Raw genomic sequence first — 15,042 nt, forward strand, 5'->3', positions numbered from 1 at the left:
GGCGACCCGCGAGTTGGAGGTGCCACGATGGGGAACGAGAAGGACCTGGGGCATTCCCATGATTCGGCTCCGCGTAACGACGCCCATGGCGTGTCGCGGCGCTCGTTCATGAAGACACTGGGGCTGTCGGCGGCCGGGGCATCGATCGCGGGAAAGGCAACGGCCAGGCCAGGTGGGCCGGCGAGTGCCGCCGAGGGGGACGAGATTCCGATCAATGGGCCGGGACCGGTGTCGGTGACGCTCAAGGTCAACGGCGGCGAGATGAAGACCAGCATCGAGCCCGCGACGACGCTGCTCGAGACGCTTCGAATGAACCTCGGGCTGACGGGGGCGAAAGAGATCTGCGACCGCGGCTCGTGCGGCGGGTGCAGCGTCATGGTCGATGGGAAACTCACCGCGTCGTGCATGATGCTCGCGATAGACGCGATCGGGAGCGAGATCACGACCGTCGAGGGGCTGGCCAAGGGTGACCGGCTCGATCCGGTGCAAGAGGCGTTCATCAAGCACGACGCCCTGCAGTGCGGATTCTGCACGCCCGGGTTTGTCGTAGCGTGCCGGGCGTTACTCAATGAAAACCCCAAGCCGACGCTCGACGAGATCAAGCATGGGATCAGCGGGAACATCTGCCGGTGTGGGACCTATACGAACATCTTCAACGCGTGCCTCGAGGCGTCGGGGCAGGCCCCGATTTTGGATGGGCCTGTGAACGGTTGACCGACGCCCGATTTGTTGTCTTGCTGCTCACCCGTGTTTCCGATCTTCGCATTGAACTGGCGTACGAAGGAATCAGCCATGTCCGAGACGAGCCAACCCACGGTGATGCCCACCACGAACCGTCCGCAGAACGCGAACGCCGCGATCAACGCGGACACGTCGCGTCTGGACGGCGTGGCAAAGGTGACCGGGCGGGCGAAGTACAGCCGGGATTACTTTCTTCCCAACGGCCTCTTCGCCGCGTTCATCCGATCGCCGTATGGCAAGGCGACGCTGGTCGATGCGGACGAAGCGGCGGCGAAGGGTGTGCCCGGCGTCGTCGAGGTTGTGCTTGACGATCGCAAGGAGGCGAAGTATCAGGGACAACCGGTCGGGTATCTGCTGGCGGACTCGCCCAACGCGATGAAGCGAGGGCTGAAGGCGCTCAAGGCGAAGTGGGAGTTCGAGGCGAAGCCCGGCTCGTGCCTTGAGGAGGTCGAGAAGATCCGCCCCGCGATGGAGAACGACTCGGCGAGCGGCACGTTCGAGAAGGCCGACCATATTCTCGAAGCCGAGTATTCCACGCCGATCCAGACGCACGTCTGCCTCGAGACGCACGGGAGCGTGGCGGACCATCGCGGCGAGAGCGCGACGGTGTACACCTCGACGCAAGGGACCTACGCGGCCCGCGACGGACTGGCGGGAGCGGTGGGCTTGAAGGAATCCGAGTTCGAACTCGTCTGCGAGTACATCGGCGGCGGATTCGGATCGAAACTCAACGGCGCGGGCAAGGAGGGTGCCCAGGCCGCGAAACTCTCGGCAAAGCACAAACGACCAGTGTACCTCTTCTGCAACCGCAAGGAGGAACACCTGGACACGGGCAATCGCCCCTCGAGCCACGTGAGCGTGAAACTGGCGATCCAGAAGGATGGCACGATCCTCGGCGGACAGATCCACTCGTGGGGCGGTGCGGGCGCCGGTGGTCGCGGAGGCGGTACATCGATGCCCTCGGGTCGCTATCGCTTCGGCAGTCGCGGCGATCTCGAGCGGACGCACGAGGATGTCGCGTTTGCCGGTGGCGCACCACGACCCATGCGGGCGCCGGGCGCGCCGCAGGGGGCGTTCGTTGAGGAACTGATCCTCGACGAGGTCGCGACGATGTGTGACATCGATCCGATCGAACTTCGCCTGAAGATCGGCTCGAACAGCGAGGATCGCGGCGACATGATGAAGGAGGCAGCCCGGCTCATCGGGTGGGACAGGCGCGTGAAGACGGGTTCGCAGATCGGCGTGATCCGACGCGGATTTGGAATCGGACAGTGCAGTTGGCACCAGAGCCCCGCGACGGCCGACGTCGAGGTCATCATCAATCGCGACGGCTCGGTCGTGGCGAAGTCAGGAAGTCAGGACATCGGGACGGGGACTCGGACGGCCGTGGGCATCGGCGCGGCCGAGGGGCTTGGTGTGCCGCTCGCGGCGATCTCGGCGATGGTCGGACGATCGTCGTATCCGATCGGGCCGAACTCCGGCGGCTCGGTGACGCTGGCGAATGTCTATCCCGCGTCATTCCGCGCCGGCGAGGACGCCCGCGATAAGTTCCTCGCGTTCCTTGGCTCGTCGCTGGGTGTCGAGGCCGGGCTGCTCTCGATCAAGGGTGGCGAGGTCTTCAACGATGGAAAGAAGATCCTCTCGTGGAGCGACGCGTGCGCCAAGATCGGCGACGCGATCGTGGGCCGCGGACACAACGATCAGCGCACACGAAGGGCCGACGAGGGCGACGGGCACAGTTCGGGGGTCCAGGCCGTTGAGGTCGAGGTCGACACAAGCACGGGCGTCGTTCGGGCGAAGCGCGTCGTCGCGATCCAGGCGTGCGGGCGGGCGGTCTTCCGCAAGGGGGCCGAGAGCCAGATCATGGGCGGCGTGATCCAGGGCCTGAGTTTCGCGCTCTTTGAGTCCAAGATCATGGATCGCTCAACGGGCACGATGGTGAACCCGAACATGGAGCAGTACAAGATCCTGGGGCCCGACGACATGCCGCACATCGTGCCGGTGCTGTGGACGAAGAATCAGACCAGTCCGCGATCGCTCGCCGAGCCGCCGGTGGTGCCGACGGCCGGGGCGCTGGCGTGTGCGGTCTTCAACGCGATCGGCGCGCCGGTGCGGTCGCTCCCGATCACGCCCGACAAGGTTCTGGCCGCGCTCCGCGGAGGTGCCCAGTGAACGAGTTCTCCTTCGCCACGGTCCGGTCGTATGAGCAGGCGGCAACGCTCCTCAAGGACAAGCGATTCTCCCTCCCCATGCTCAAGGGCGGCGGGATGGACATCGTCGATCACCTGAAGGAAGGTCTCGCCGAGCCGGACCTGCTCATCAATGTGAAGCGAGTTCGAGATGGCGAGCCGATCACGCTCTCCACCAAGGCCGGGAAGCCGGTCCTGCGGATCGAAGCGTCGGCAACGATGGCCGAGATCGCGAGCAGCCCGATCATGCTCGAGCACGCGCCCGTGGTGGCGAACGCGGTGGGCAAGGCCGCAACACCCCAGGTCCGTAACGCCGCGACCGCCGCGGGGAACCTCTTGCAGCGACCGCGCTGCTGGTACTACCGCCAGAGCGAGTTCGATTGCCTGAAGAAGGGCGGCTCGCGCTGCTTCGCCGCCGAGGGCGAGAACAAGTATCACGCGATCTTTGGCGACGGGCCCTGCCACATCGTCCACCCGTCGAATCTCGCCCCCGCGCTGCATGTCTGCGACGGCGTGGTGCACCTTGCCAATAGCACGCGAGAATCCATCCGCGTCTCCGAGTTGTATCACATGCCCGACCGCGGCATCCGTGACGAGCACAACCTCCAACCCGGCGAGATCATCACGCACATCACGCTCACGCCGCGCCCCCGCAGCGGGTTCTACGTCGTGAAAGAGAAGCAATCGTTCGACTGGCCCCTGGTCTTCGCGTGCGTAGCGATCGAGTCCGAGAACGGCTCGACGAAGTTCTCGTCCGCGCGGGTCTGCGCCGGGGCCGTTGCTCCGACGCCGTGGCCCATGCCGGAGGTTGAGAAAGCCCTCATTGGCGTGGACGCGAAGGACGACGCGGCTCTTGCCAAGGCCCTCGCCTCATCCACTCGTGGCGCCAAGCCCATGACCCAGAACGCGTACAAACTCGATCTGCTTCCCGTTGTTCTCGCGCGAGCCACGCGACTTGCCGCTGGTTTGTCCGCCCTTGCCTGATCTCGAATCGTGTCCAACCCGGAGCGTCGCCCATGCCGAACGCCACATCGAACGCCACGCCGCTCTTTAGGCCCGTGCAACTCCAGGTCTCGTGCCGGAACCTTCGGCACAAGATGATGTACTGCGACGAGCGCCAGTCCTCGCCGGGCCTGATCGACGACACGTCGGACACACGCGTGTTCTTCTGCATCAAGACGTTCGACGCGCTGGGCCCTGATCACGAGCCGGTGTGCCCGAAGTCGTGCACGCACTCTCGGGCGTGTTATCACGAATCGCCGGCGGCATCGCCAAACGCCGACAACATCGCGTGATCTCGCCAACGCGTTCGAGATTCACGACCACAAAGGGTCCAACGCGCCCTCGTGCCGGAGCAGCCATTCCTTTCGCCACACGCCGCCGCCGAACCCGGTGAGTGTGCCATCGGCTCCAATGACGCGGTGGCAGGGGACGATGATGGGGATGGAGTTCGCGCCGTTGGCCGCGCCGACCGCTCTCGAGGCGTTCACGTATCCGACACGCCGGGCGAGTTCGCCATAGGAGATCGTCGTGCCGAAGTTGATGGTACGAAGTTCTCGCCAGACGGATTGGCGGAAGAGCGTTCCAGCGGCGTCCACCGAGACCTCGAACTCGCGCCGCGTGCCACCGAAATACTCGTGGAGTTCACGTGTCGCCTGATCAAGGACTCGCCGCGCCAAGTCGTTGCCACAAGGTGTGGGATCTCCCGGCGTGGCGTCGAACTCGATCGCGATCACGCCGCGAGCCGATGCACGCACCAGTAGCAGTCCGATTGGTGTCTCGATCGTCTCGGACGCCACCGACAACGCTGGTTCGACGCCGCGTTCGATACCGATAGATCGTGCCTCGATGCGTATCTTCGCCGGTGCGCTCTCCATCGCGTCTCCTCCAACAATCCATCGTGCCGAACGAATCGCCAATACTCCCCGTGATCATTGGCCCCACGGCGTCGGGAAAGTCCGACCTTGCCGTTGAACTCGCGTTGCACTTCAATGGGCGCGCCCGTCCGGCCGAGATCCTCTCCGCCGACTCGGTGCAAATCTTCCGCCACCTCGACATCGGCTCGGCCAAGCCCACTCTCGACGAACGCCGCGGCGTGCCGCACCACCTGATCGACCTCGCCGAGCCGACCGAACGGTTCACCGTCGCCGATTGGCTCGGGGCGTGCAACAGGAGGATCGATGAGTGCCGCGCTCGCGGCGTGATCCCCATCGTCGTCGGCGGGACGCATCTCTCGATCAAGGCCCTGGTCGATGGGATCTTCGAGGGGCCGGCGGGCGACCCCGAGTTGCGCGCGCGCCTCGCCTCGCTTCCAGCCGAGGAACTCCGCGCCAAACTCGAGGCCGCCGACCCGGACGCGGCCGCACGCCTCCACCCCAACGATCTCCGCCGCACGATCCGGGCGCTCGAGGTGCACACGTTGACCGGTCGCCCGATCTCGCGGCAACAAACACAGTGGGACGAGTGGACTCCACGAGAGACAAGTTCCGAAGCCGACACGCCGCAGACGCCCGGCGCCCGTCGGCGTGAGGCGCAACTGATCATCCTTCACTGGCCGACGGAACTCCTCAATCGCCGCATCAACGCACGCGTCAAGGTGATGATGGAGCGTGGCCTTCTCGACGAAGTCCGATCGCTCCACGAGCGGGGACTCTTCGGCCCGCAGACGTGCGAGGCTTTGGGATACAAGCAACTCCTCTCCCACCTGCGTGGCGAGTGCCCGATCGAGGACGCCGTCGAGAAGATCAAGATCGAGACTCGCCGCTTTGCGAAGAATCAGCGGACGTGGCTTCGCCGCTTGTCGGCCCCAACTCCGGGCGCACCGAGACCGATCGTGATCGACGCAGAGACCTTGCCCCGCGATCGGTGGCCTGAACTCGTGCTCGATTCGCTCAGCATCCGGCGTTGAAGCGGGTGATGAAGTAGAGCAGATCGTCGATCGTCACGGCGTCGTCCATGTCGCCGGTTCCCGTGCCATTATCGACGTCGGCCTCGACATTGCCGGCGTTGAACAGACCCAGGTAGTGGATGAGGTCGTCGATGGTGACGGCGCCGTCGGGAACTCCCACCCCCAAGGCATTGTCGACGTCGGCGGCGCAGACCGGTGGATATGGCGGCTCGTCGACCAAGACGAGCTCCTGGGCGATGAGACCCGAGTCCTGGAAGACGAGATAGCGTGCACGCTGAGCGAGGAGTTGACGCCGCTGGTGGGCCGAAAGCGTTGGCTCGAGCCAGGGATCGACAAGAACGGTCAGCCCAAAGTTGTGATGGTGCGGTGTGCCGGTGAGGGCGTCGGTGTTGTGGATCACGATGGGCTGTGTGGTGACACCGGTGATGGTGGCCTCGCCAAATCCGACGACGGGAGCGGTGTACCCGGCGACAATCTCCGCGGGTGCACCGCGGAGTGAGAACGTGGTGTCGATGGTTTCACCGCCGGCCGCCGTCTCGTTCCAAGGTGAGAACGAGAGGGGTTCGAGTTCGCGGACCAGCCCGAGGCCGACGCCATCCTCCAGCGTGGTGTCGAGGCCTTCCCAGGTGAGAATGGGCTTTGGTGTAGAGTGTCTGACACCCAGCCCGAGGACTCGATGCCCGCCGCTGGTTCCATGGCCAAAGTCCGAGGCGAGGACGATGGGGCCCTGTTCGACGCTGCGTCGGAGGGGGACATCGGGAATGGTGAGCGAGTAGACGCGATCCTGGACGCGCCAGGAGTGTGTGGCCGTGAAGGTAGTTGGGGTGAGCGTGCGCGTGTATTGAGCCTCGGGGAGCGTGGCGAAGTGGCCATCGATGTGCGAGGCGCCGCTGTTGGTCTTGAGGTCGCCCGTGATGGAATGGAGAAGGCCACCCTGGTTCACGACCTCGTCGGTGAGCCATTGTGATTTGACGGCGATGTCCAGGCGCGTCTTGAGGCGATGCCTTCCCACCGCGTCCCAGCCCTCGCCCTCATAGGTTCGATACGCCGTCGGCTCGCCCAGCATGAACGGCACCAGCGTGGGCGTCGTCGAGGCCTGGGGAAGCGGCCTGACCTGCTTGATCTCTAGGCCCTCGACGCCCGGCCCGCCGGCGATCGTGGTCTTCTTGAACTCGAAGTCAAGGTGATGGTCGGCGGGGCCGCCCTCCTGCACGAATCGTGCAGAGGCTTCGGCGAGAAGATCCGCGAGGCGGGTGTAATCCGCCGGATAGTCCATGACCATGTGCCCGAGTTGGGTGAGGTTCGAGTAGGCACGAATATTGGTGTACGTGCCGAAACTCAGTCGATCGATCTCGACTTCCTCGGGGATCTGGCCCGGTTCGGGGTTGGTGACGGAGTTGGCGCCGGGCTGGAGCGTCACGCGGATGCTGACGCTGCCCGCGAGCCCGCCACGGCGTTCGACGATGGCGACGCCATTGGCAAGCTCGGTGTCGTCGGGGAAACTGTGATGGACGAGGACGCCCATGCCGACCTCGTGCTCATGGACCCCCAGACGCAGACGCTGCACAAAGGCGTTGTCGTTGTAGAACGAGGCGTAGACACGTTTGATCGCCCGGAAGACGCCACGCTCATTGGCCTCGGTGGGGTCGCACACGCTTGGGCCGACGGTGTCGGCGTCGAGGTCGTCCTGGAGACACCCGGAGTACGAGTCATAGAGGCCCGCGCCGGTGTACGACGCCGAGTCCTCAACATTGGTCGAGGAGCGGAACCGGATCTTGGTCTCTGGGTCGAGTTCATAGACGGGGCTTTGGAGCGTGGTGATAATTGCGTTTCGCAGCGCCGGCGAGAAGTCGGTCTGGCTGCCACGGATGAGGTCGCGAATGCCCGAGAGCGTGGTGGCGAGTGAGGCCGGCTCGGGTGGCCATGAGTAGCCGCTGAGCCGATCGTCGATCTCCTGGCGGAGAGTTCGTCCATTGTCGAGCGTCTGAGCCATGAAGGCGTTCCAGAGGTCGAATGTGAACGCGAGGCCCGGGCGTGTGGATTCGGGGATGGAGCGTCGCAGGAGGCCGTAGTTCGCGGCCTTGCCGCCGACGCGCGCGATGTCCGCCGGCGTGAGCAGATCGACGCCCAGCGCAACGGCGCCGGTGGACTGCATTGGGGCATATTGGAGCGGTGTGACGGCCTTGAGTTCGAGGAGTTCCGCCCACTGGACCTCGGTGATCGACGCGCCGGAGACCACGTCCACTCGAGGTCTGCCGAAGTCTTCGCTGGTGCGAAGGACCACACGCGTCCCGACTTTGGCCATGGCGGCCTGCTGAGCGGCGGGATCGATGATCGCAGCGAAGGGGGTGCCATAGGTCCGCGCGAGGATCGCGACATGGGAGTTTGGCGTGGCCGGTGCAAGGCTCACGATTCCCGCCAGGAAGGGCAACTCGGCGGGAACACCGTCGGTGATGAGGATGTCATCGGGTCCGATGTCACCACGTGCGTAGGCCTCGCCAATGTCGCTCGCGGCGACGTGCTTGAGCGTACCGATCGCCCAGCCCTTGGTGTAGACGCGATTTCCCGAGGCCCAGCGCGAGATGCTGGAGACGGGGAAGCCGTTCGCGGCTAAGAATGCCGCGTCCTGTTCGGCGGCGGCCTGCTGCTCGAACGCGGGCATGTAGAACGCGAGGCGATCAGGAAGATCGAGACTCGCGGCGACGGCCTGGAGTTGGGCGAGCGCCTCCTCCCGCGTGTACGCATCGCGACGCACGAGTTGGATGCCATATTCCGGAGTGCTCCAGTTCCGGCCGGTGGGGAAGAGCACGGCGCCAATCATCGCCTGCTGACCCGTCGCGTGGAGAGTGGCGGCGTCGTACTGCGCGCGCGTCATGCCAAGCAATGGGCGCAGCCAAGCCGAGCCGAAGTCGTAGTGGAAACGGATGTCGCGCGAGTTCTGGTAGTAGACGGTGCGGTGCGTGCCGGGTGCGGGCGTCTCGCAGGCGAGCATGGTGAACTTCACCCACTGGGCGTCGGCGCCTGGCTCTCCATAGACGACGAAGCTGTCGAACGGATCCGACAGAACGGATTTCCACGCGGAACCGGCGATCGCGCCGCACTGGCCCATCGTCTGGGCGCACCACATCACAGCGGCCAACGCGACAATCATCCTCGACAAACGCATCATCGCTTTGCCTCCCGGGCTTCGAGCCTGTTCCCCACGATGCGTCGTCCGCCGGCTTCGACCACTTCATGGTCGAGGCTCTCACCCCCTGCCAGTACGCTCAATGGCGTCTGTCAACACGGACACTCTCAGCCTAATCGAACTTGCTTCATGGTGCCAACGGTCATGCCGCAGAACTCACTGATTGTGACAATCCCAATGCACGAATACCGTACGTAATACGAACACATCGGACTTTCCTTGACATTCTGCCACACGCTCCCTTTCCTGTTCCCGCCGGTGGCATCATCTATATGTGTTCGCTGTTGCCGTACCCAGCCTTGACAAGCATCCCCTATGGCCAAGAAACCTGCCTCGAAATCACCCTCGCGCACCAAGAAATCGGCCGCTCACAAGGCGGAAGGTTCGGCGACCGCCGCGACCAAGGCTCCCACGAGATCGGCCGCTCGAGGGCGACGGCGCGGGCCGGCCCGCGGGACGGGCTTCAGCACGGGCGACGCCAAGAATCGGCACCTGGTGATCGTCGAGTCGCCCTCGAAAGCGAAAACCATCAACAAGTACCTGGGCAAGGACTACCTCGTCCTCGCCTCGGTCGGGCACGTCCGAGACCTTCCCAGCAAGAACCCCAAAGGCGTCAAGGCCCCGGTCCCGGGCGTGGACCTGGAGCACCGCTTCAAGCCGACGTATGTCGTCAGCGAGGACAAAGAGAAGGTCATCAGCGATCTGAAGCGGGCGGCGAAGGAGACACTGTCCTCGGGCCGCGAGGTCTGGTTCGCGACCGACTTGGATCGCGAGGGCGAGGCGATCGCGTGGCACCTGGCGCAGGAACTGGGGATCAGCGCCAAGACGGCGAAACGCGTGATCTTTGCCGCGATCACCAAGGGCGAGATCGAAAAGGCCTTCAGCAATCCGCACCCGATCGATGAGGATCGCGTGAACGCGCAGCAGGCGCGACGGATCCTGGACCGGATTGTGGGATACCAGGTCTCGCCGCTGCTCTGGAAGAAGGTCGCCCGCGGTCTGTCCGCGGGGCGCGTGCAGTCGGTTGCCGTACGACTGGTCGTCGAGCGCGAGCGGGAGATCCGGGCGTTCATCCCCGACGAGGAGTGGTCGATCGGCGCGAACTTCGCACTCACGCAGAAGGACGCCGAGAAACTCGGCCCCGGGTGGCGGGCGTTCCTTGCGACGCGCGACGAGAAGAAGAATCCACCGACGGTCAAGGCCCAGAACGCGTGGCTGTCGGACCACCACGCCATCCGCGCCGACCTCGTCGAGTACAACGGGAAGAAGTTCGATTCATCGATCCGCATCGACCAACTCCTCGGCTCGATCGCGGACTTCACGTCGGACGCGATCCGCGACCGGCTCGAGCGTGCATCGGCGGAGTTCTCGACCCCCGAGAAGCACGATCTGAGCAAGGCCATCACGAGAATCGCGGATTCGCTTGGCCTGCGCGACGCGCGCGCCACGCTGCGCGACGAGCCGACCGGTCGCGGGCCGGCACGATGGGTCCGCACGATCACGGGCAACCCCGACCCATCGCTCAAGTGGCTGGTCGATTCGATCGAGACCAAACGCACAAAGGTTCGCCCCGCCCCGCCCTTCATCACGTCCACGTTGCAGCAGGCCGCCTCGAGCCGCCTCGGATTCGGCGCCCAGCGCACCATGCGGGCCGCCCAGCAGTTGTACGAGGGCGTCGACATCCCCGGCGAGGGTCCCGTCGGCCTCATCACCTACATGCGTACCGACTCGACGCACCTCTCGGGGGATGCCCTCTCGATGGCGCGGACATACATCGGCTCGACCTTCGGCGACAAGTACCTCCCCGAGAAGCCCAACTTCTTCACCAGTTCCAACAAGGCCGCACAGGAGGCCCACGAGGCGATCCGCCCGACCAATCCCGCGTACACGCCCGATCGCGTGCGCAACTCGCTCTCGCCCGACCAGGCGCGCCTCTATCAACTGATCTGGGAGCGATTCGTCGCCTGCCAGATGACGCCCGCCGAGTGGGACTCGACGACGGCGCTTATCAAGGGCGGCAAGCCCGGCACGACCGCCGTCTTCAAGACCTCCGGTCGCGTCCTCATCTTCGACGGGTTCTATCGCGTCTCGGGCGTGCCCAAGGGCGACGACCTGAACCTCCCCGCGCTCTCGACCCAGCAGCCGCTGCACGCCTTCGACATCCAGCCGAGCCAGCGGTTCACCTCGCCACCGGCCAGATACTCCGAGGCCTCGCTCATCAAGGTGCTCGAGGCCGAGGGGATCGGGCGGCCATCAACGTACGCGTCGATCATCTCCGTCATCCAGGACCGCAACTACGTGGAGGCGCTCGAGCGGCGCTTCTACGCGACGGACCTGGGCGAGGTCGTGACCGACAAACTCATCGAGGCCTTCCCCAACATCCTCGACGTCGGCTACACGCGCGAGATGGAGTCGCAACTCGACAAGGTCGAGGAAGACCACCTCGACTGGGTCGACATGCTCGCGCGGTTCTATGGCCCGTTCAAGCGATCGCTCGAAGAGGCCGAGACGACGCTCAAGCACGCGAAGGCGGAGACGACGCCCGCGCCCGACGAGTACAAGTGCCCACAGTGCGGCAGCCCGCTGGTCTATCGATTCGGAAAGAACGGGCGGTTCCTCTCGTGCTCGACGTACCCAGAGTGTAACTACGCCAGCCCCGTCGATCGCGAGGGAAAGCCGCGCCCAGCCGCCGAGACGGTCGATGTCGCGTGCCCGAAGTGTGGCAGCGCGATGACCAAACGTGTCGGTCGTTTCGGGCCGTTCCTCGGCTGCTCGAAGTATGGCGACAAGACGGCACCCTGCGACGGCATCCTGAATCTCGATCGCAAGGGTCGCGTCGTCGCGCCCTCGGCCCCGGCGTACGCCACGGACATCCCCTGCCCGACGTGCGAGAGCCCGCTGCATCTGCGCACCGGGACGCGCGGGCCATGGCTCGGGTGCTCGCGGTTCCCCAAGTGCCGAGGCCGCGGGAAATGGAACGATCTCCCCGAGGAGAAACGCGAGGAACTCCTCAAGGCGCTCCAGGCCCACGAGAAGGCGAACCCCGTGCCGGTGATCAAGACCATGTCGGGGAGGGCGCTCACGGACTCGAATGGCAAGCCCTTGCCCAATGCCGAGCCGATCGGGGTCAAGCCGGATGAGGAGCCAGCCGAGATGGAAGACGCGGCGGAGGAGACGGCGGCGTAATCGAGGTGTCACCCCTCCAGATCACCATCCTGGTCATCGCGTTCGTGGGCACTGACCTGCTCGTCATATCCTTTGTACTCTGGAGCGTGACCGGACAGATCCGCGAGTTGGCTGGGCGATTCCCCGCGCGCGACGCTTCGCCCGATGCGGTCACGCGCCGGTTCCAGTCCTTCCGCTTCGGGAGCGTCAGCCTCGGCGGGAGTTTCCACGTTGGCGTCGATGAAGCGTTTCTGCACCTCCAACCCACGTGGCTCGCGCGTCGCCTTGCGATTCCGGCGATGAGCATCCCATGGGATGAGATCCGACTTCGCGATGCCACGCCTCGGAAGTTCAAGGGCATCCTCGGCCTTCGGGCCACCATCGGGACCGGTCCGGGTGCGATCGACCTCAGCGGGCCGGCGTGGTGCCTGGAGTTTGCCGAGGCGGGCAAGCCGGCTCCTCGCGAAACTCTCTGACGGCTTCACTGGGCGCGCCTCACGATCAGCAACCATCAATCGCAAACGCCGGGTTCGCGATCGGCCGGAGTGCCAGCAGTCTCCATGACTTCGTGGTCGGCTTGCAGACAAAAAGAAGCACCCCGCCTTTCGACGGGGTGCCTTGAAGTGCTTCGAAGTTCGCGTAATGCGATTAGTCGATGAACTGGGTGACCGTCAGGGTCGTCGTGCCGGTGACGGAGACGATCGGACGGATCCAGTTGTTGCGCTGGGCGAGGGCGTTGGCCGCGGTGGCTTCCTGGACGGTGGTGGAGGCCTCGTTCTCGCTGACGAAGAGGTTGTCGGCGCGGCTGGTGCTGGTCGTGCCCGTGCCGAAGGTGTAGGTCTTGGTCTCCGGATCAGGACGGGTCTCGAAGATGACGGAGTTGTCGTTGTAGGCGATGTTGCCCTCCCAGGTGTTCTTGCCGCCGTGGATGGTCAGCGTGTTGGAGGGGGTGGTGGTGGCGGTGAGCTGCCAGACCTGTCCGGAGAGGGTGTAGGTCGGACCGCGGTTGCCGATGATGGCGTCGGTGGAGGAGAAGGAGTCCGTCCACTTGGGGAGGCGGTTGCCCATGAAGACCATGGTGCCGTAGGAGCAGGATCCAACACCTGCGGTGGCGCCAGCGCGGAGCGGGCCCGTCTCGGCGCCAGGTGTGGCGCGGAAGGTGGGATCCCACAGGGCGTTCTGGACGTTGGCGGCGCCGACGGGGTTGTTGTACTGGTAGCCGCTGTCCACGCGGATGGAGCCATTGGACTCGGCGGGGCTGACGCAGAGTTCGGGGCTGAAGAAGGAGTTGAAGATGAGGTAGGAGATGACGTTGCTCGTGGTGTTCTTGTTCTGGGCGGCGACGTTGAGGGTGGTGTTGCCCTTGTCGAGGTCGCTTGGGATGGGGAAGTTGCCGCTGTTATTGCCGGCGCTGGTGGCCATGCCCTGGTGGATGCCGCGGATCTGCGTGCCGTCCTTCAGCTGGCGAGCGGTGGCGCGCGCCTTGCCGAGGGCCGGGAGGAGCAGACCGATGAGCAGCGCGATGATCGCGATGACCACGAGCAGCTCGATGAGCGTGAATGCCTTGCGATTCTTCATTGAATACTCCTGAGTGTTCATTCCGGCGTTCGCACCGTGCGAAGACCGGTATCCCTACCAACCCTCCGACCCCACGTGGGAGAAACTGGGAGGGAACCCGACGATCTGTTGCGTGGCGGCCGTGGATTGCTGGGCCTGACTCGTGTTCCCCCGCGCTCGCGACGCGGCAGGTGCAACGGTTCAGGGGGCAGTCCCGGCCGACCATCGGCCCGACCTCACCTTGGCCCGTGATTCCGAAGGGAATCGCGTTCAAGGCGACCTGGGTGGAAACTCCAAGAACCCCCGGCCGATCGTCGACGCCGGAGTTCAGATTGGGAGGAGTCCCCATCCATTCCAATTTGTCGGCAGGTTCCCGTTTCTCTCGAGCGTGGATCATTCGGCGGCCGTGAAACCGCCCATGAGTGCGTCACGATTCGTTCATATCGCTCGAAAAGTCCCAAGAACCTCCACAGACGCGAACCAGACGAACAAGATTTCCTGAACCCAGCCAACGAGACCCGTGATCCTCATCCCGAGTCTCGATCGTCAAGGCTCACTCTTCCCCACGCTCCTGTGCCTCCGGTCGCGAGCCGTGTGGTCCAGGGAGATGGGTAAGGTACACGAATCGATACGCCTGTCAACCACGGCGGTTGCCGGAATCTGGGACCCATCGGGGATCCGGCCAGACCGTGAGGAAGGCCGCGGACTCGATCCATATCCTTGTTCTCGGCCTGTGAAGGATGTGAAGTTGGGAAATTCGGCGAGAACCTGCACCTAACTCGCTGTGCCGAAACGACCTGCGAACGATTTGCGAACGGAGGACCCATGAGCACGATTGAGACACGACTGGCGGAACTTCATGTGACCATTCAGTCACCTGGTGCGCCCGCCGGTTCGTATGTTCCGGCGGTTCGTACGGGGAATCTGGTGTTTCTGTCCGGACAGATCCCGAAAGTGGGGGGGCAGATGCTGGCGAGCGGGGCCGTGCCGTCGAAGGTGAGCGTGGAGAAGGCGCAGGAGTGTGCGCGCGCGTGCGTGGTGAATGCGCTGGCGGTCTTGAAGGCGGAACTCGGCGACCTCGATCGGATCCGGCGGATCGTCCGCGTCGGCGTGTTCGTGTGCAGCGATCCGGGGTTCACGGATCAGCCGAAGGTCGGGAACGGGGCGAGCGATTTTCTGGTGAGCGTTTTTGGGGAGCGGGGCAAGCACGCCCGGGCGGCGGTGGGAAGCGTGGCGCTGCCGCTGGGGGCGCCGGTGGAGGTGGAGATGATCGTGGAGGTGGAGTGAACTGAAGG

Annotated in this window: 11 protein-coding genes; 8 read left to right on the forward strand and 3 right to left on the reverse strand. The window is 64.8% G+C overall.

What is annotated here, in order from left to right; translation table 11 throughout:
• Positions 1–27 precede the first annotated feature (27 nt).
• The 4 genes from IPK69_13310 (at position 28) to IPK69_13325 (ending at position 4,225) form a co-directional block, all read left to right on the forward strand.
• Complete coding sequence (locus IPK69_13310) at positions 28–714, forward strand: (2Fe-2S)-binding protein (GenBank protein ID QQS08934.1); 687 nt, start codon at positions 28–30, stop codon at positions 712–714.
• 78 nt (positions 715–792) lie between these two features.
• Positions 793–2,913: a xanthine dehydrogenase family protein molybdopterin-binding subunit gene (locus tag IPK69_13315; GenBank protein ID QQS08935.1), complete on the forward strand. Its 2,121-nt coding sequence runs from the start codon at positions 793–795 to the stop codon at positions 2,911–2,913.
• A complete protein-coding gene (locus IPK69_13320) occupies positions 2,910–3,914 on the forward strand; it encodes an FAD binding domain-containing protein (GenBank protein ID QQS08936.1) in 1,005 nt (334 codons plus the stop codon). The genes IPK69_13315 and IPK69_13320 overlap by 4 nt, the downstream gene beginning before the upstream one ends.
• Positions 3,915–3,946: 32 nt before the next feature.
• The gene (locus IPK69_13325; protein QQS08937.1) at positions 3,947–4,225 is read left to right on the forward strand and encodes a hypothetical protein; all 279 of its coding nucleotides are present in this window, start codon (positions 3,947–3,949) and stop codon (positions 4,223–4,225) included.
• A 21-nt stretch (positions 4,226–4,246) separates the two neighbouring features.
• On the opposite strand, the gene IPK69_13330 is transcribed toward IPK69_13325, so the two are convergent.
• Complete coding sequence (locus IPK69_13330) at positions 4,247–4,729, reverse strand: methylated-DNA--[protein]-cysteine S-methyltransferase (GenBank protein ID QQS10489.1); 483 nt, start codon at positions 4,727–4,729, stop codon at positions 4,247–4,249.
• A gap of 128 nt (positions 4,730–4,857) precedes the next feature.
• On the opposite strand from IPK69_13330, the gene miaA reads away from it, so the two are divergent.
• The gene (miaA, locus tag IPK69_13335) at positions 4,858–5,838 is read left to right on the forward strand and encodes a tRNA (adenosine(37)-N6)-dimethylallyltransferase MiaA (GenBank protein QQS08938.1); all 981 of its coding nucleotides are present in this window, start codon (positions 4,858–4,860) and stop codon (positions 5,836–5,838) included.
• Here the strand turns inward: miaA and IPK69_13340 are convergent.
• Positions 5,822–8,989, reverse strand: coding sequence for a hypothetical protein (locus IPK69_13340; protein QQS08939.1), 3,168 nt, complete (start codon positions 8,987–8,989; stop codon positions 5,822–5,824). The two genes, miaA and IPK69_13340, sit on opposite strands and share 17 nt — an antisense overlap.
• 351 nt (positions 8,990–9,340) lie before the next feature.
• On the opposite strand from IPK69_13340, the gene topA reads away from it, so the two are divergent.
• Complete coding sequence (gene topA / locus IPK69_13345; protein ID QQS08940.1) at positions 9,341–12,211, forward strand: type I DNA topoisomerase; 2,871 nt, start codon at positions 9,341–9,343, stop codon at positions 12,209–12,211.
• Positions 12,212–12,216: 5 nt separating this feature from the next.
• The gene (locus IPK69_13350; protein ID QQS08941.1) at positions 12,217–12,666 is read left to right on the forward strand and encodes a hypothetical protein; all 450 of its coding nucleotides are present in this window, start codon (positions 12,217–12,219) and stop codon (positions 12,664–12,666) included.
• Between the two features lie 172 nt (positions 12,667–12,838).
• Here the strand turns inward: IPK69_13350 and IPK69_13355 are convergent, their stop codons facing one another.
• Positions 12,839–13,768, reverse strand: a complete 930-nt coding sequence (locus IPK69_13355; protein ID QQS08942.1) for a prepilin-type N-terminal cleavage/methylation domain-containing protein — start codon at positions 13,766–13,768, stop codon at positions 12,839–12,841.
• A gap of 804 nt (positions 13,769–14,572) precedes the next feature.
• Between IPK69_13355 and IPK69_13360 the strand changes: the two genes are divergently transcribed.
• On the forward strand, positions 14,573–15,034 hold the full coding sequence (locus IPK69_13360) for a RidA family protein (protein QQS08943.1): 462 nt from the start codon (positions 14,573–14,575) through the stop codon (positions 15,032–15,034).
• The last annotated feature ends 8 nt before the right edge of the window (positions 15,035–15,042 follow it).

Source organism: Phycisphaerales bacterium (assembly GCA_016699835.1).
In the GTDB taxonomy this organism is placed as follows: domain Bacteria; phylum Planctomycetota; class Phycisphaerae; order Phycisphaerales; family UBA1924.